The 16,687-nt window shown below is 37.4% G+C and carries 18 protein-coding genes and 1 pseudogene; 16 read left to right on the top strand and 3 right to left on the bottom strand.

Annotation, left to right across the window (positions count from 1 at the left end):
* Positions 1-308, bottom strand: a pseudogene (locus ABU914_RS12170) (transposase); the annotation flags it as partial.
* 188 nt (positions 309-496) lie between these two features.
* On the opposite strand from ABU914_RS12170, the gene resB reads away from it, so the two are divergent.
* The 5 genes from resB to sigK all read left to right on the top strand — a co-directional run bounded on the left by resB (position 497) and on the right by sigK (position 6,246).
* Positions 497-2,128 (top strand): cytochrome c biogenesis protein ResB, encoded by a 1,632-nt coding sequence (resB, locus tag ABU914_RS12165; RefSeq protein WP_379670004.1) that lies wholly within the window; start codon positions 497-499, stop codon positions 2,126-2,128.
* A gap of 17 nt (positions 2,129-2,145) precedes the next feature.
* The gene (gene ccsB / locus ABU914_RS12160; RefSeq protein ID WP_379670003.1) at positions 2,146-3,333 is read left to right on the top strand and encodes a c-type cytochrome biogenesis protein CcsB; all 1,188 of its coding nucleotides are present in this window, start codon (positions 2,146-2,148) and stop codon (positions 3,331-3,333) included.
* A 6-nt stretch (positions 3,334-3,339) separates the two neighbouring features.
* Positions 3,340-4,050 (top strand): response regulator transcription factor, encoded by a 711-nt coding sequence (locus ABU914_RS12155; RefSeq protein WP_379670002.1) that lies wholly within the window; start codon positions 3,340-3,342, stop codon positions 4,048-4,050.
* A complete protein-coding gene (locus ABU914_RS12150; protein ID WP_379670001.1) occupies positions 4,047-5,462 on the top strand; it encodes a sensor histidine kinase in 1,416 nt (471 codons plus the stop codon). The genes ABU914_RS12155 and ABU914_RS12150 overlap by 4 nt, the downstream gene beginning before the upstream one ends.
* Before the next feature lie 82 nt (positions 5,463-5,544).
* Positions 5,545-6,246 (top strand): RNA polymerase sporulation sigma factor SigK, encoded by a 702-nt coding sequence (gene sigK / locus ABU914_RS12145; RefSeq protein ID WP_379670000.1) that lies wholly within the window; start codon positions 5,545-5,547, stop codon positions 6,244-6,246.
* Between the two features lie 51 nt (positions 6,247-6,297).
* Here sigK and sda read toward each other — a convergent pair whose 3' ends face one another.
* The gene (sda, locus tag ABU914_RS12140) at positions 6,298-6,453 is read right to left on the bottom strand and encodes a sporulation histidine kinase inhibitor Sda (RefSeq protein ID WP_379669999.1); all 156 of its coding nucleotides are present in this window, start codon (positions 6,451-6,453) and stop codon (positions 6,298-6,300) included.
* Positions 6,454-7,026: 573 nt separating this feature from the next.
* On the opposite strand from sda, the gene ABU914_RS12135 reads away from it, so the two are divergent.
* The 8 genes from ABU914_RS12135 to ABU914_RS12100 are packed head-to-tail and all read left to right on the top strand — an operon-like array spanning position 7,027 to position 12,024.
* A complete protein-coding gene (locus ABU914_RS12135; RefSeq protein WP_379669998.1) occupies positions 7,027-7,551 on the top strand; it encodes a YqeG family HAD IIIA-type phosphatase in 525 nt (174 codons plus the stop codon).
* Positions 7,544-8,653 carry a ribosome biogenesis GTPase YqeH gene (gene yqeH / locus ABU914_RS12130; RefSeq protein WP_379669997.1) on the top strand — a complete coding sequence of 370 codons (1,110 nt, stop codon included), beginning with the start codon at positions 7,544-7,546 and terminating at the stop codon, positions 8,651-8,653. Before ABU914_RS12135 ends, yqeH begins: the two co-directional genes overlap by 8 nt.
* Before the next feature lie 14 nt (positions 8,654-8,667).
* Entirely contained in the window at positions 8,668-9,498 is an 831-nt protein-coding gene (aroE, locus tag ABU914_RS12125) for a shikimate dehydrogenase (RefSeq protein ID WP_379669996.1), read from the top strand.
* A gap of 4 nt (positions 9,499-9,502) precedes the next feature.
* Complete coding sequence (gene yhbY, locus ABU914_RS12120; RefSeq protein WP_379669995.1) at positions 9,503-9,796, top strand: ribosome assembly RNA-binding protein YhbY; 294 nt, start codon at positions 9,503-9,505, stop codon at positions 9,794-9,796.
* A gap of 6 nt (positions 9,797-9,802) precedes the next feature.
* On the top strand, positions 9,803-10,399 hold the full coding sequence (locus ABU914_RS12115; RefSeq protein ID WP_379669994.1) for a nicotinate-nucleotide adenylyltransferase: 597 nt from the start codon (positions 9,803-9,805) through the stop codon (positions 10,397-10,399).
* A complete protein-coding gene (gene yqeK, locus ABU914_RS12110) occupies positions 10,368-10,943 on the top strand; it encodes a bis(5'-nucleosyl)-tetraphosphatase (symmetrical) YqeK (RefSeq protein ID WP_379669993.1) in 576 nt (191 codons plus the stop codon). The genes ABU914_RS12115 and yqeK overlap by 32 nt, the downstream gene beginning before the upstream one ends.
* The gene (gene rsfS / locus ABU914_RS12105) at positions 10,943-11,299 is read left to right on the top strand and encodes a ribosome silencing factor (protein WP_379669992.1); all 357 of its coding nucleotides are present in this window, start codon (positions 10,943-10,945) and stop codon (positions 11,297-11,299) included. Before yqeK ends, rsfS begins: the two co-directional genes overlap by 1 nt.
* A complete protein-coding gene (locus ABU914_RS12100) occupies positions 11,296-12,024 on the top strand; it encodes a class I SAM-dependent DNA methyltransferase (protein WP_379669991.1) in 729 nt (242 codons plus the stop codon). Before rsfS ends, ABU914_RS12100 begins: the two co-directional genes overlap by 4 nt.
* Before the next feature lie 168 nt (positions 12,025-12,192).
* Here ABU914_RS12100 and comER read toward each other — a convergent pair whose 3' ends face one another.
* Positions 12,193-13,020: a late competence protein ComER gene (comER, locus tag ABU914_RS12095; protein ID WP_379669990.1), complete on the bottom strand. Its 828-nt coding sequence runs from the start codon at positions 13,018-13,020 to the stop codon at positions 12,193-12,195.
* 90 nt (positions 13,021-13,110) lie between these two features.
* Between comER and ABU914_RS12090 the strand changes: the two genes are divergently transcribed.
* The 3 genes from ABU914_RS12090 to ABU914_RS12080 all read left to right on the top strand — a co-directional run bounded on the left by ABU914_RS12090 (position 13,111) and on the right by ABU914_RS12080 (position 16,655).
* Positions 13,111-13,722 (top strand): helix-hairpin-helix domain-containing protein, encoded by a 612-nt coding sequence (locus ABU914_RS12090; protein ID WP_379669989.1) that lies wholly within the window; start codon positions 13,111-13,113, stop codon positions 13,720-13,722.
* A gap of 63 nt (positions 13,723-13,785) precedes the next feature.
* Complete coding sequence (locus ABU914_RS12085; protein ID WP_379669988.1) at positions 13,786-14,355, top strand: ComE operon protein 2; 570 nt, start codon at positions 13,786-13,788, stop codon at positions 14,353-14,355.
* Between the two features lie 8 nt (positions 14,356-14,363).
* Positions 14,364-16,655: a DNA internalization-related competence protein ComEC/Rec2 gene (locus tag ABU914_RS12080; RefSeq protein ID WP_379669987.1), complete on the top strand. Its 2,292-nt coding sequence runs from the start codon at positions 14,364-14,366 to the stop codon at positions 16,653-16,655.
* The last annotated feature ends 32 nt before the right edge of the window (positions 16,656-16,687 follow it).

Here is a 16,687-nt window from a genome sequence, read left to right as displayed (position 1 = left end):
ATTGTATCGTAATGAGGAAGTTCTTCGAGCTCATCTATGCTTAGAGCTGTTTTCACATTCTCAATACATTCATCCGTATTAAATTGCACAGTCATGTTTCGCATAGTATCGATACCAATGATGTTTTTAAGAAGTGCGGTATATAACATTGTTTCTGTTTCATACGTAATATAGCTTTGGTGCCTTGGATCTTTTACCTTTTTTAGCTTGGTTATAAAATCTTTGAAGAAATGACGCTGTATTTTGAGTAAGTCGAAAAAATAATTTTGATTTTTTTCTCTGTTTCGTTTTTCTTTTCGAGTAAGCATTTTAAAATCCCCCAATCTTTGATAAATACAGTTAAATTATCCCATATTTATCACATGTTGAGGGAAGATTATCTCGAAGAATTTTTACTCCTCAGACCTGAACCAAACACTATTTTTCAAACTTCATATATTCTGCAAAATTTGTAGTTATACTTAAATATGTGCAACAATTGGACTGAGGTGAGAAAATGAAGGACATCATTTGTGAATGTGGTCATAAAAACCCGTATGGCACCATTCTTTGTGAGTCGTGTGGGAAGCCGTTTGGCGAAGAAGAAAAATCGAATGAAATGTTAAATATGCGCTATGAAGGTTCAGCCCGCCGATCACAAACGTATAAACGTACGATTATTGACAAAATTTGGAACTTCTTTTCGTCCGTTAAAGTCGGGGTTTGGATTATTGTTATTCTCGTTATCGCTTCAGCGATCGGAACGTTATTTCCCCAAGAAATGTATATTCCGCCTGGTGAAACGGCAGCAAGTTATTATAAAGAACAGTATGGGGTTATCGGTGACCTCTATTATAAGTTTGGATTTCACAATTTATATAGCTCATGGTGGTATATTATCTTACTAGCTGCGCTCGCTACGTCAATCATTATTGCGAGTCTAGATCGGTTTATTCCGTTATATCGTTCGCTGAAAAACCAAAGAGTGATACGTCATGATAGTTTTTTAAAAAGACAACGAATTTTTGGCGTTACGAAAACGACTGATGTCGATGGCATTCTAAAGAAAGCTAAAGATGAATTGAAAAACAAGCGGTACAATGTAAGAGAAGAGAATGGGAATCTATTTGCAGAAAAAAACCGTTTTTCAAGATGGGGAGCTTATGTTAATCACACTGGTTTAATCATTTTTCTAATCGGTGCGATGTTGCGTTACTTTCCAGGAATGTTCGTTGATGATTTGTTACAGTTACGTGATGGAGAGACGAAGGCTGTTCCAGGCACAGATGGTGAATATTACGTGACGAACAACGAATTTATCGTTGAACTTTATGATGATGATGAAGATGAAAAATTTCAAGGAGCAATTGAAGGTACTGAGCAAGGGATGGTCGTAAAAAATTACCAAACAAATGCGACTCTTTATAAGCGGGTTGGAGACGCAGTACCAGGCCAAGAGCCGAAATTAACGAAAGTGAAAGAGTTTCCTATTCGTGTAAATGAACCGTTGAAGTTTGATGGATTTGCATTGTATCAATCATCGTATAAATTAAACGAATTTGTAGCAATGAGTTTTGATTTGGAGCGAAAAAGTGACAGTGAAAAGCTTGGAAACTTCACAGTTGACTTATTAAACCCACAAGAACAATATGATTTAGGTGAAGGCTATTCCATTGAAGTGATGGACTACTTTCCTGATTTTAAGTTCAATGAAAATGGTGAACCGACAACGCAATCAAAAGCGCCGAACAATCCAGCATTTATTTTCAGAATAATAACACCAGAAACACCTGAAGGGGAAGTGAGTTTCGTAGCGATTCGTCAAAATTTAGAGCCTCTTGGAGAGACACAACATAAAGTTAGCTTTAGTGGAATCGAAACGACAAACTCAACAATACTGACAGTAAGAAAAGATTATACTCTTTGGATATTAGTAGTTGGCGGTGCAATTTTTATGATAGGTGTTGTGCAAGGAATGTATTGGCATCATCGTCGCATTTGGATTAGCAGAAAGGACAGTGAAATTTGGATTGCCGGTCATACGAACAAAGGTTGGTTTGGTTTGAAAAATGAAGTGGACCAAATCGCAGAGCATGTTGGACTCGATAAACCGGTTGATAAAGTAGAGAAAAAAAATAAGGAAGAGTAGTAAGGAAGGAGTTCAAAATGGAACAATTAAGTTCGAATTTATTGTTGGTCGCGTTTATTTTATATTTAATTGCTACGTTTGTATTTGCAGGTTCGATTTCGCGGAAAAAATTTAGTTCGGACAAGCAATTAGAACGAAATAAAAAGTGGGGTAAACTAGGAATTACGATTTCGATCATCGGATTTTTGTTTCAACTCGGATATTTTATAACGCGATGGATTGCGAGTGGACATATCCCAAACAGTAATCTCTTTGAATATACAACGTATTTCAGTATGGCAATCGTATTAGCGTTTATCGTACTCCACTTTATGTATAAGTTGAATGTACTCGGTGTCATTGCGATGCCACTCGCTGCATTAATTATTGCCTATGCGAGCGTGTTTCCACGAGATATTCAACCGTTAATTCCAGCGTTGCAGTCTGAGTGGTTGGTCGTACACGTGTCAACTGTCGCTCTTGCCCAAGGTGTTTTGGCAATTAGTTTCGTTGCAGGGTTGCTCTATTTACTGAAAAGTGTTGATCAAACCGAAAGAAGTATGCAAACTTTTTGGCTTGAAGTAGTCCTTTATTCGATCGTTTCAGTCGTTGCTTTTATCATTTTAACATTCAGCTTTAGAGTTGCTAACTACGAGACGACGTTCACGTATATTGATCGTGATGGATTAGAAGCAAACGTTGTTTATGAACTACCTGCCATCGTAGGACCTCATCAAGGAGAAATTATAAGTGGCAGTAAGATTGGTCCGTTATTTCACGTACCTGCTATTATTGATTCAAGTCAATTAAATACGGTTATTTGGTCGCTAATAGGTGGATTAGTTTTATATTTGTTATTTCGACTCCTATTTCGGAAAAGAATTGGAGCTGCGATTCAGCCAGCCTTTAAAAATATTAATTTAGATTTAGTCGATGAAATCGGTTTCCGATCGATTGCGATTGGGTTTCCGTTGTTTGCGCTTGGAGGCCTCATATTTGCGATGATCTGGGCACAAATTGCATGGACGAGGTTCTGGGGTTGGGACCCGAAAGAAGTATGGGCTTTAATCACATTTTTATTTTACGCTGCCTACTTACATTTGCGGCTCTCTCGAGGTTGGCACGGTTCGAAATCAGCATGGCTCGCAGTGATTGGTTTCATCATCATTATTTTTAACCTCGTCGTTGTTAATTTAATTTTAGTAGGGTTACATTCATACGCATAATAAGGTGTGAAAACATTGGAAAAACCACGGCTGTTAATCGTTGACGATGAATGGAATATGCGGAATTTAATTAAAATTTATTTGCGCCAGGAGCATATAGAGTTAGTCGAGGCGCAAAATGGACGTGAAGCATTAATACTCATCGAAAATCAGAGATTCGACCTCATTATTTTAGATATTATGATGCCAGATATGGATGGTTGGGAAGTATGTAGAACGATCCGTAAACAATCAAACATACCAATCTTAATGTTAACAGCGCGAACCGATGTAGAAGATATCGTCCGAGGGCTTAGCGAAGGAGCAGATGATTATGTTACTAAACCGTTTGCTCCAGAGGAATTAATTGCTCGTGTGAACGCCTTGTTGCGAAGAACGACATTGAATACAGTTGAAGAAAATCAACAATTATTATTTAAAGATTTAACGTTTGATCTTGATGCGAAAGTCGTTACTGTAAAAGGGAAGCCTGCTCGTTTAACGCCCAAAGAATTCGAATTGTTATATTTGCTTGCTTCGCATCCGAATCGAGTGTTTACGCGTGATATTTTGCTTAACCGTATATGGGGACCAGAGCATATTCGTGATGATCGTACAGTCGATACACATGTAAAAAATATCCGTGAAAAAATTCGTAAACAACACCTCTCCTATGATCCGATCCAAACGATTTGGGGAGTCGGTTATCAGTTTGAAAAAGTAGAGAGAGGAGAATGAAGTTGAACCGAATCGTATTAAAATGGGGGGGAAGCATTCTCCTCCTTTTTCTTATCGTTTTAATTCCATTCGGACTTATCTTTCACATCATTTATTCAAACTTGTATTATAGTGATGTTGAAAAGGAGATCGATGAGCTTTCAACGCGTTATGCAAATGCAATGACAACAGTGGAAGACAGTGAAATTTTACGTATGTTTGTTACGCTAGCTACGTTTACGAATAATGAAGTGTATATTGTCGACCATGACGGCACCATTGTCATGGACTCAGGGATAACTGGAATTGTAACAGGAGAAAAAATTAATGAGAAAGAACGAGCGCAATTGCAAAATGGTGATCCGATTTATAAAGAATTTCATTTTTTGCCTTCAACGGACCGTTATCTCGTTTCAGGTAAGCCCATTTTTAATGAGGCTTCCTTCCAAGGTGGAATTTTTGTCATGTCATCGCTAGATGCGATTGATCATTCGATTTCTCAAGTGAAGCGTTTAACATTATTCGCTGGAATGATCGCTTTTATTATCGGAGCAGGGTTTATTTTTATGCTTTCACGCAAAATTTCTGCACCACTACTAGAAATGGAAAAAGCAACTCGTAAAATTTCAAAAGGTGATTTGAATACAAGAGTTCACGTACATTCTAATGATGAAATTGGTCAATTAGCGAAAGCGATCAATGACTTAGCCCTTGAATTAGACCAGTATCGGAGTAATCGTCAAGAGTTTTTCGCAACAATTTCCCATGAGTTGAGGACGCCGATAACGTATTTAGAAGGATATGCAAACGTACTGAAACATGAACTGTATTCATCTGAGGAAGAGAAACGACAATACTTAACGATAATTTCGGATGAAACGAAACGGCTTATACATCTGATTAATGATTTGTTTGACTTAGCAAAAGCGGAAGAAGAACAACTTGCTATGGACAATCAAAAAGTGAACATTATCCAATTAATCAGTTCTGTTATCGTAAAAGTTAAATTAAAAGCGAAAGAAAAACAACTGCAAATAAATGAGACGTATCCGAATGAAGAACTATTAATCGAAGGTGATGAAAAGCGACTCGAACAAATTTTTATTAATTTACTTGATAATGCGATTCAGTACACTGAAAAAGGAAAAATTTCAATTCTTGTTGAAAAACAGTCGAATAACACGTTGAAGATTTTAATTTCTGATAGCGGTATCGGTATACCAAAGGATGAAATCCAATATATTTTCGATCGATTTCACCGTGTAGAAAAATCTCGTTCACGTGATTACGGTGGAACTGGATTAGGTTTATCCATCGTTAAAAAACTTGTTGAACTTCAAAACGGAATAATAACCGTTTCCAGTGAATTTGGAAAAGGTACAGCGTTCGAAATTGTGTTTCCACTTATAACTCAAAACTCAAAACGCGAATAACGAAATTTCCAATGTACAGACACACACAAGCCCAACATTTCATAAGTATAAGAATGAATTCTTCTTATGGGAGGTGGGCTTTTTGGGAATTTTGGCAGTATTGACCTTCTTTTTTAAACAAGTGATGCTATTTGTATCATTTGTCAAAAACAATGCGTTCCCGCAACCGCTTTCGAGTGCAGAAGAGAAAAAGATGCTTGCACTTATGGAAAAAGGTGATCAAGAGGCAAGAAACCGTTTGATTGAACATAACTTACGTCTAGTCGCCCACATCGTGAAAAAATTTGAGAATACAGGAGAGGATAATGAAGATTTAATTTCAATCGGTACGATTGGTTTAATTAAAGCAATCGAAAGTTATTCACCTGCGAAAGGAACGAAGCTAGCTACGTATGCGGCAAGATGTATTGAAAATGAAATTTTAATGTACTTACGTTCTCTTAAAAAGACAAAAAAAGATGTTTCCTTACAAGACCCAATCGGGCAAGATCGAGAAGGTAATGAAATTTCGTTGATGGACGTTTTAAAAGCCGAGAATGATGACATTATTGAAAAGATTCAATTGAATATGGAAAAGAAAAAAATATATAAGTATATTCATATATTAGATGCAAGAGAAAAGGAAGTGATTATCGGACGATTCGGCCTAGAGGAAAATGAAGAGCTAACACAACGGGAAATTGCTAAAAATTTAGGAATCTCAAGAAGTTACGTCTCACGAATTGAAAAGCGAGCGCTTATGAAGTTATTTCACGAGTTTTATAAACATCATAATGAATCATAACACAAGTAAAGCTAGCATACTCGATGCTAGCTTTATATTATGATTAAACTTTTATGCGACAGGGGAGTCAATTTTTTCGGTAAGTTCGCGTCTTGATATTTCTGCGCGAATAATGGCAATAAAATCTTTATTTAATTGCAATTCGATGGACTTGAGATACGACTCGATTAACAGCTTGTCCGAAAGCAATGCTAACGAATTTGTCATTTTATCTCCTCCTCGCAAAATGTAGCGTTTAGCTTATGTAAAAATATACCACGAATCTAAATTAAGAACAACCGTTCTGTTATCCACAGAAGGCTGTCGATAAGTTGTGGGTAAAAACTGTATAAGTCGAAAAAAAGCTTGTAAAATGTTGTTTAATAATGTGAATAAATTTATCCACAGAAAATAATGTTTGAAAATGTCGAACGATTTATGGTCTTTTTTAAAATAAGCTAATGTTAAATTTCCTAGGAAATATTGATATAATAGGTTATTGTTTGAAGTATAGGACATTGAGAGGCTTGGTTGACTAAATACGTAATGTCTTGTTACAACGTCGACATTAGCAAGGCTATGCCATGAGCATAGATGATTGATGATTAATATGCAGGTTTTTAAAGGCACGGTATGAAAAATTAGTGGACTTGTACAGAATGAACGGACTTTTCTACAATTTAAATACGCGCCTAAAAAAACCGACGTCCTGTGGGAACGTTGAACTGACTCACATGCTGTGAGTCTTTGGATTTTTTGAATAACGTATAGACAGAATGGATAATAAAGGTGTGAAAGGATTTGTTAAAATATTTTTTGCCGTCAGATTATGCTAATAGTATATACGATATTAATCTTAATCAATTAATTGAAAAGGGAATTAAAGGGATCATTACAGATTTAGATAATACGCTCATCGAATGGGATCGCCCTAACGCTACACCGGAGCTTATCGATTGGTTTAAAAAGGTAGAAGCTAAAGGATTGCTCGTTACGATTATTTCAAATAATAATCAAGAAAGAGTTGGGACATTTGCAAATCCGCTATCATTACCTTTTATTTACGATGCGAGAAAGCCGATGAGTAAATCATTTAAACGAGCATTAGTTGAGATGGATTTACACCCGTCAGAAGTCGTAGTCGTTGGAGATCAACTCGTGACAGATGTATTTGGTGGAAATCGGCTCGGCTTACATACGATATTAGTTACCCCCGTTGCAAATTCTGACGGATTTTGGACGAAGTTTAATCGTAGGATTGAACGCTTCTTATTAGGGAGAATGAAGAGAAAAGGCATGGTATATTGGGAGGACAAGCATGAATGAGAAAATTAAATGTAGTGGTTGTGGTATAGTTGTTCAATCAGAAAATGAGACGAAAATTGGTTATGTTCCAAAGCAAGCGCTACAACGAGAAACGATTATTTGTCAGCGGTGTTTTCGTTTAAAGCATTACAATGAGATTCAAGATGTTTCTTTAACAGATGATGATTTTTTAAATATTTTACATTCGATCGGAGAGCGAGATGCACTCATCGTAAAAATTGTCGATATTTTTGATTTTAACGGAAGTTGGATTTCAGGAATTCAACGGTTTGTCGGAAACAATGACATTTTGTTAGTCGGGAACAAAGTTGATTTATTGCCAAAGTCTGTTAAACAGAACAGGCTTACACAATGGATGGCGTCAGCTGCTCGCGAATTTGGACTAACACCTTTAGATGTTTTTTTAATCAGTGCAGAAAAAGGAATAGGTGTTAAAAAGTTAGCTTCAGAAATGGAACGGTTAAGAAAAGGGAAAGATGTTTTCGTTATTGGCTGCGCGAACGTAGGAAAATCAACATTTATTAATCAAATCATCAAAATGTTTGGCGGAGAAAGTGAAGATGTGATAACGACATCACGTTTTCCTGGTACGACGTTAGATTTGATTGACATCCAACTTGACGGTAAACGTTCACTTTATGATACACCGGGAATGATCAACCACGAACAAATGGCACATTTTGTCACGAAAAAAGAGTTAAATTTGATCACTCCAAAAAAAGAAATCAAGCCGAAAGTGTATCAATTAAATGAAGGTCAAACGTTATTTTTTGGCGGGCTTGCACGTTTAGATTATATAAGCGGTGGTGATCGCAGACCGCATGTTTGTTATTTTGCAAACGAGCTCTACATTCATCGTACAAAACAAGAGAATGCAGATGAACTATATGAAATACAGAAAGGTGAACTGCTCATCCCACCGATGAAGGAAAACAGCGAGCGGTTTCCAAAACTTGTAAAATATAATTTTAAAATTGAATCAGAAAAAACAGATGTTGTGTTTTCCGGATTAGGTTGGGTAACGCTAGAAGGAAAACGGGCGCAAATTACTGCATATGCTCCAAAAGGAGTTGGAGTTTCTGTCCGCAAATCATTAATCTAGAAAGGTGTGTAAAAATGGGAGTTTATGGAGTTATCGGATTTCCTGTTTCACAGTCAATGTCACCCATCATGCACAATCAAGAATTTCAAGCGTTGCAAATGGACGCTTATTATACAGCGTTTGCCGTTCACCCGAGTCAGTTAGAACAAGCAATAGAAGGGATTCGGGCATTACATATAAAAGGTATAAATGTTACAATTCCGCATAAAGTAGCTGTTATCGATTATTTGGATGAAATCGATGAAGAGGCTCGCCTCATTGGCGCAGTGAATACGATAAAAAATGAAAATGGGAGACTCATTGGTTCGAATACGGATGGTGAAGGCTACCTTCGTTCATTGCTCTTTCTTTCAAAAGCGCCGTTAGCGACAAAAAAAGTATTAGTTGTTGGTGCCGGAGGAGCCGCGCGTGCGATTGTTATTGCGATTGCGCGACACGGTGTTCAGAAAATTGATATTGCTAATCGAACGATTAGCAAAGCTGAGCAACTTGTTAAACATGCGAACCAATTTGTTGCTGGGAGTGCAATAAGTATACACGATGCAGAAGAACACTTGTCTGAATATGATATCGTCATTAACACGACATCGGTTGGAATGTCACCGCATGTAACAGACAGTCCGCTCCAAGTTCATAATTTAAAACGCGGAACGATCGTATCTGATTTAATTTATAATCCGTTAACGACATTGTTTTTAAAACAAGCGAAAGAAAGAGGAGCGCTCATAGATAACGGAGTTGGAATGTTCGTGCATCAAGGAGCGTTAGCATTTGAGAAATGGACAGGTATCTCTCCGAACCTTGAACGTATGACGAAAACAGTTTTGAACGAACTTGGAGGTTGAACGAATGTTAACAGGGAAGCAAAAACGTTTTTTACGTGCAAAAGCCCACCATCTTGATCCGATTTTTCAAGTTGGCAAAAGCGGTGTCAATGTCAATATGTTGAAACAAATCAATGAAGCTTTAGAAGCGCGCGAACTCATTAAAGTGAGCATCCTACAAAATTGCGAAGATGATAAAAGTACAGTCGCTACATTAATTGGGGAAGGAACAAAAGCAACTATCGTACAAATTATTGGAAATACCATTGTGTTGTATAAAGAATCAATAGAAAATAAACAAATTGAACTTCCGACGTGAGTGATCATGAAAAAAATTGGTTTACTTGGTGGCACGTTTGATCCGCCACATAACGGTCATTTAATTATTGCGAATGAAGTGTTAACACAATGTCAATTAAATGAAATCTGGTTTATTCCTGCTTATGTTCCACCTCACAAACAAAAAATGAACGTGACAAAGCTTGAACATCGTGTGAATATGGTTAAGCTTGCGATCGAATCACATCCGTCTTTTCGATTGTCAACGATTGAAATTGAACGAAAAGGCCCGTCTTATACGTATGATACGATAAAGAGTTTAAAAGTGAAATATCCTGATGTTTTGTTCTACTTTATTATTGGTACTGATATGGTGCAAGATTTGCCAAATTGGAAAAAGATTGATGAGCTTATAAAGATGACTACATTTATCGGTGTGGATCGTCCTGGTTTTTCATTCAAATCTAAATATGCACATGTGATTGAAACCGTTGAAGCGCCATTAATTGATATTTCGTCCACATTTCTACGACAACGTTTTCAAAATAAACAGAGCACACGATATTATTTACCTGACAATGTTCGACAATATATTAAGGAGAATCATTTGTATGAATCGACAAGAAGCTCTCCAAATTATTAAGAAGCACTTACCTGAAAAAAGGTATATTCATACGATTGGAGTAACAGATACGGCAATTACATTGGCTAAACAATATGGAGCTGATGAGAAAAAAGCAGAAATCGCTGGTATCTTTCATGATTATGCAAAATATCGTCCGAAACAAGAAATGATCGATATTATCAATGAAGAAGACTTGCCTAAAGATTTGCTTATGTATAGCAGTGAACTATGGCACGCTCCAGTCGGTGCGATTTTAGTCAAAAAAGAAATCGGGATTACGGATGAAGACATCCTTCGAGCCATTCGAAGCCATACGACAGGAAGAGCAAGAATGACTACGCTTGAAAAAGTGATTATGTTAGCGGATTACATTGAACCGAATCGCTCATTCCCAGGGGTTGATGACGTGAGAGAGCTAGCGAAATTAGAGTTAAATAAAGCGCTCATTGTCTCTATTCAAAATACGATCCAATTTTTGCTTAATAAAAACGAACTCATTTATCCGAAAACGATCGAAACCTATAATGATTTGCAAAGAAATCTTAATCAGGAGGTTAATTAATGGATGGGAAAACACTTGTTTATCAAATCGCAAAAGTTGCGGACGATAAACGTGCTGAAAATATTGTCGTATTAGATATGCAGGGTGTATCACTAATTGCGGATTACTTTTTAATTTGCCACGGAAATTCTGAAAAGCAAGTACAAGCGATTGCTAGTGAACTTAAAGAAGTAGCCGTAAATGAACGGATCGATGTGAAACGAATGGAAGGGTTTCATGAAGCACGTTGGGTCCTTCTCGATCTTGGTCAAGTAGTCGTTCACGTTTTTCATAAACAAGACCGAGAATATTACAATTTAGAAAAGCTTTGGGGCGATGTACCGCGGTTAAAAGTTGAAAAAGAGCATTTGCAATGATGTATAGGCATTTTGCTTTGATTTATGATGAATTGATGGCAAATGCTCCTTACGATAAATGGGTCGATTTCGTTCAGCAAAGCTGTCACCGTTATAACGTCTCCAGAAAAAAAGTTCTTGAGTTAGGTTGTGGTACGGGTACGTTAACGGCTTTGTTGTCTCAAGCGCACTTTGAAATGACAGGAGTGGACGTATCAGCTGAAATGCTTGCGATTGCACGGGAAAAAGCGAAACATGCTCGATTTTTTGAACAGAATATGACTGAACTCGATGTAGGCGAACAATTCGATATTGTTCTCATTTTTTGTGACTCATTAAATTATCTTACAAGTGAAGCGGATGTCATCGCAACATTTGAACGTGTATATGACCATTTAACGAGCGATGGTTTGCTGTTATTTGATGTCCATTCTCTTTATAAAGTACATTCCATTTTTAAAGATCAAACATTCGCATACGAGAGTGACAGTATTTCGTACATTTGGGACTGTTACGTCGATTCAAACAATTACGTGGAACATGAGCTTACTTTTTTTGTGAAGCGCGAAGACAGCTTGTACGAACGTTTCGATGAATTGCACGTTCAAAAGACGTTTTCGAGTCATACTTATGAACAAATGCTTTCCAAGACAGGTTTTACTCTTCTCGATATTTTTGCAGATTTTCAATGTACTGTGCCGACGGAAACGAGTAAACGAATCTTTTTTGCAGCACGAAAAAATTAAAGGGTTTTGACAATAGATGACGAAATAAAATAGCATTGGGGATTTCCCCCAATGCTTTGATTTTTTCGTTTTCAAAAATGCGCAGAATCAGTCAATAAGTAGACTCGAGCATAGCGGACGTGCACAGGCTGTGCACGTTAACGTTAAATTGTTCTGGTGAACACCGTTTTACACATTATTAAAAAATTGTTCTGAAATTTCGTTACGGTCTTCGGCATATTTACGATGGGTTTCAATAAACAATTGATCAAACATATCTCCGACGTGTTTTTCTAACACATCAATTCCAATACCGGTTATCCCTCCCTTGACGGTTACTTTTTCCTGAAGTGTTTCTAATGAATAGTAATTTTTCTCGATAAGACTACAAAGACCAATGAGCATGTTGCACGTCAATTCTGTCGCTACTTCTCGTGAAATCGTTGTTTGCCGTACAGCCCCGTCAATAAATTGTTGTAATAAGTAACTAAAAAAAGCAGGTCCACAACTGACGATATCAGAAGCCACTCTCGTATGTTCTTCTGAAATATAAATCGGTTTCGAAAATGACTCCATGATGCTTGAAAGTGTACGGCGATTTTCTTCAGTTACTCGCTTTCCATATGAAATTAACGTACATCCGCTAAGTGCTCGATTTGTTATACTCGGAATGATTCGTGCGACTTGACAGTTTGTTGCATGTTCCAATTCGTCTGTTGAGATTGGACTCGTGATTGATACGATTACTTTTCGTTCATCAAGTGTATCATTTAACTGTTGAAGCAGTGGATAAATTTGTAAAGGTTTAACGCAAATAAAAATAAACTGGCACGTTTTACTTACTTCGATTGGATCGTTCGCGATGTGGATGTTTGGATATTGTTTCTTCAGACGATTTGCTTTTTCAATCGAGCGATTCGTAATGATGAGATTACGAGGTTCAACAGATTGAGATTCAATCATCGCTTGAATGAGAATACTCCCCATGTTTCCAGTCCCGATGATTCCAATTTTCACACTAACACCCCTCTGTGGCACAACATTTACATTCCATTGTATGAAGCCTATTAAAACGATATGAATGAGTTTACGAAAGGGTGAGCGAATATGTCATTTTCTCAACGTGAAAAATGGTTGATTGCTATCATTATTTCAATGATCATCATTTCTGCAATTGTCATTTATTTTGTTTATGATAAGAAAAGTCATGAGCAAGAAATATTGTTTTCACAAGATGATGAGTTTGAACTAAACCAAGTAGAGACTCTTGAAGAAGAACATTCAAATGAAATCGTGATTGATATTAAAGGAGCGGTCAAACAGCCTGGAGTTTACTCAATGAATGAAGGAGAACGAGTAATCGATGCTATTGAGAGAGCGGGTGGTCTATTGCCCGACGCTGAAGAAAATCAAATCAATTTAGCCGGATTGTTAAAAGATGAAATGGTCATCTATGTCGCAAAAGAAGGAGAGGAATTAACACAACCAGTAATGCAAAGTGTAACAATGAACGGGAACGAAGATGGGAAAGTCCGAATTAATTCTGCCACTGCTGAAGACTTGCAAAAACTTCAAGGAATCGGTCCTTCTAAAGCGTCAGCGATCATTGCTTATCGTGATGAACATGGTCCATTTAAAACGGTCGAAGACTTGCTTCAAGTTTCTGGTATCGGTGAAAAAACGTTGGAAAATATGAAAGATGAAATCGTCATTGATTAACGTATTGACGAGTAGGAAAAAGTACGTAATAGTTATGAAAGACTTGTACATGGGGGAATGAAGATGGAACGAATATCATGGCATCAATATTTTATGGCGCAAAGTCATTTATTAGCATTACGAAGTACGTGCGATCGTCTCGCAGTTGGGGCGACCATTATCCGCGATAATCGAATTATCGCTGGAGGGTATAATGGCTCTGTATCTGGTAGTGTTCATTGTATTGATGAAGGTTGCTATGTCATTGACGGGCATTGTGTAAGAACGATTCATGCGGAAATGAATGCGATTTTGCAATGTGCGAAGTTCGGTGTTGCTACAGAAGATGCAGAAATTTACGTTACGCATTTTCCGTGTTTGCAATGTTGTAAAGCAATCATTCAAAGCGGAATTAAAAAAGTATTTTATGCAAATGAATATCGTAATCACCCATACGCTGAAGAGCTGTTTGAACATGCAAATGTTCACGTTGAAAAAATCGAGTTAGATGAAACACTGATTGAGACGAAAGGAAAAGAGAAGTTGCAATTTATACGAACCTTGCTACAACGTTTATCGGATGCGGGAGTGGATGAAAAAGAAGTTAAAAATTATTATGACAAAGCAACTTCACTTTTTAATGACTCGGTGTAAATTGTAAAATGCGCGGTTTTCATTTTGCATTAAGTGGCTTGATTGGTCTGTTATTGATCAATCAGCCATTCTTCTCTCTTTTTTTTCTTCTCCTGCTCGTGTTTATCGTCATTCGCACGAAGAATAAACGAATGCTTCTTATTTTATGTGCCATCATCGTTATTTTTGGTCTCCGCACTTTTATACATGAACAGATGAATGTTTCCAACTTAACCGGCAATGAACGAACATTTTCAGGAAAAATTATTGATATTCCACATATTGATGGGAATGATGTAACATTTCAAGTGAAATTGCCATCCAATGAAGTGATAAAAACAAACTACCGGTTGAAAACTGCAGATGAAAAGCGCGAATTTGAACAACTTCAAGTCGGGATGGTATGTTCATTTTCAGGAAAACTTGACACGCCACACAATCAGAACAATCCAGGTAGTTTGGATTATAAACGATTTTTAAAACAGCAAGGTATCCATTGGATCCTATCGTTACATACACTCCAACATTGTAAAAACGACTCGCTAACGGTTATCGATCGAATCAAGCAGTATCGTCAAAAAGGACTTGAACGTATTCAAGTGCGGTTTTTCAAGAGTTCTGCAGGAATCGCTCAAGCGTTATTATTCGGTGAACGAAGTGCGATCGAAACGGAGGTTATCGATGCGTATCAAACTCTCGGTTTAATCCACGTACTTGTCGTTTCAGGGTTGCACGTCGGAGTCATTTTAGCGTTTCTTTATTGGATATTGTTAAGGATAGGGTTAGTGAGGGAAAAGGTAAACGCAATGCTGTTATTATTTCTGCCTTTTTATGTACTGTTCACAGGTGCTGCCCCGTCCGTTATGCGAGCAGCAATCATGGCGGCAGCCATCATTGTCGGGATGCTTTTTCGAAAGAAACTCCATCCGCTCGAAAGCATTTCGTTCGCATTTCTTCTGTTAACGTTTTATAATCCAAATCTGCTGTATCATGTTGGTTTTCAGCTTTCATTTTTAATTAGCTTCGGCCTAATCGTTTCTACAACGCTCATTACAACGTTTTTTAATGGATCGGTGTCACGGCTAATTGCTATTTCAGTGATTGCTCAACTTATTTCGATTCCACTTATTTTGTTTCATTTCCATCACATCTCGATTTTGAGTGTACTCGTTAATATTCTTTTTGTTCCTTTGTTTTCGATGATAGTCCTACCGTTGACATTTTTAAGCTTTTTGATTGAGCTCATTTTATCACCGTTAGCAAAACCTCTCATCAGCCTTCATGAAATAATCATCACGTTTATTCATGCAATTCTGACGTTCATTGAAAATTTACCGCTCGCGTCGATTACATTAGGACAAACAGTACCATTGTTTATCGTCTTTTATTATGTAGCGATCTTTTATTTGTTTATTCGACTTGAAGGGCAAGAAACGTTTAATCGTTCGTCATTTAAATATAGCATCCCGTTTATTTTACTCATTGTGATGCACTTTAGTTACCCGTATGTTAACCCATTCGGAAAAGTGACGATGATTAACGTTGGACAAGGGGATAGCATTCTCATTGAGCTCCCGTTTCGTAAAGCCGTTTATTTAATCGACACAGGCGGAACGCTATTTTTTGGTGTTGAAGAGGAATGGCAAGAACGGAGGAGTCGGTTTGACGTCGGAGAAGATGTCATCGTTCCCGTATTAAAAGCAGAAGGGATCCGCACAATAGATAAATTGATTTTAACGCATGGGGATGAAGACCATATCGGTGGTACAAATGCAATTTTAGATCATGTGAAAGTGAAGGAATTGGTCTATGGTAAAAGCAATCAATTTGAAGACAATGAAAAGAGATTGTTAACGACTGCATATGAAAAAAAGGTGAAGTTGTCGTTTGTTCAAAAAGGGATGTCATGGCGTGAAGGAACGTATTCGTTTCATATTTTAGGACCGACTGGAGAGGAAGCAAGTAAAAATGATCGGTCTATAATTATGTATACACAATTAGGTAACACAACGTGGTTATTTATGGGAGATGCTGAACATCATAGTGAGATGAACTTGCTTCGCAACTATCCGAATCTTCAAGCGGACGTGTTAAAAGTCGGTCATCACGGCAGTCAAACTTCGACGAGTGAAGCATTGGTCGAATCGGTAAAACCGAAAGTAGCTTTAATTTCGGTCGGTCGCAACAACTCTTACGGACATCCGCATGATGACGTCGTTTCGCGTCTAAATGAAAGGGAGATAAGCATATTACGGACTGATGAGCATGGGGCGATTCAATTTCAATTTTCTAATCAGAATGGTTATTTCCTTAAAAAATAAAAAGACTGCTTTAATGGGCAGTCTTTTTTGGC

It is taken from the genome of Pueribacillus sp. YX66 (assembly GCF_041725775.1).
Classification (GTDB): Bacteria; Bacillota; Bacilli; order Bacillales; family UBA6769; genus Pueribacillus.
This window is presented reverse-complemented; position numbering and strand designations above follow the sequence as displayed.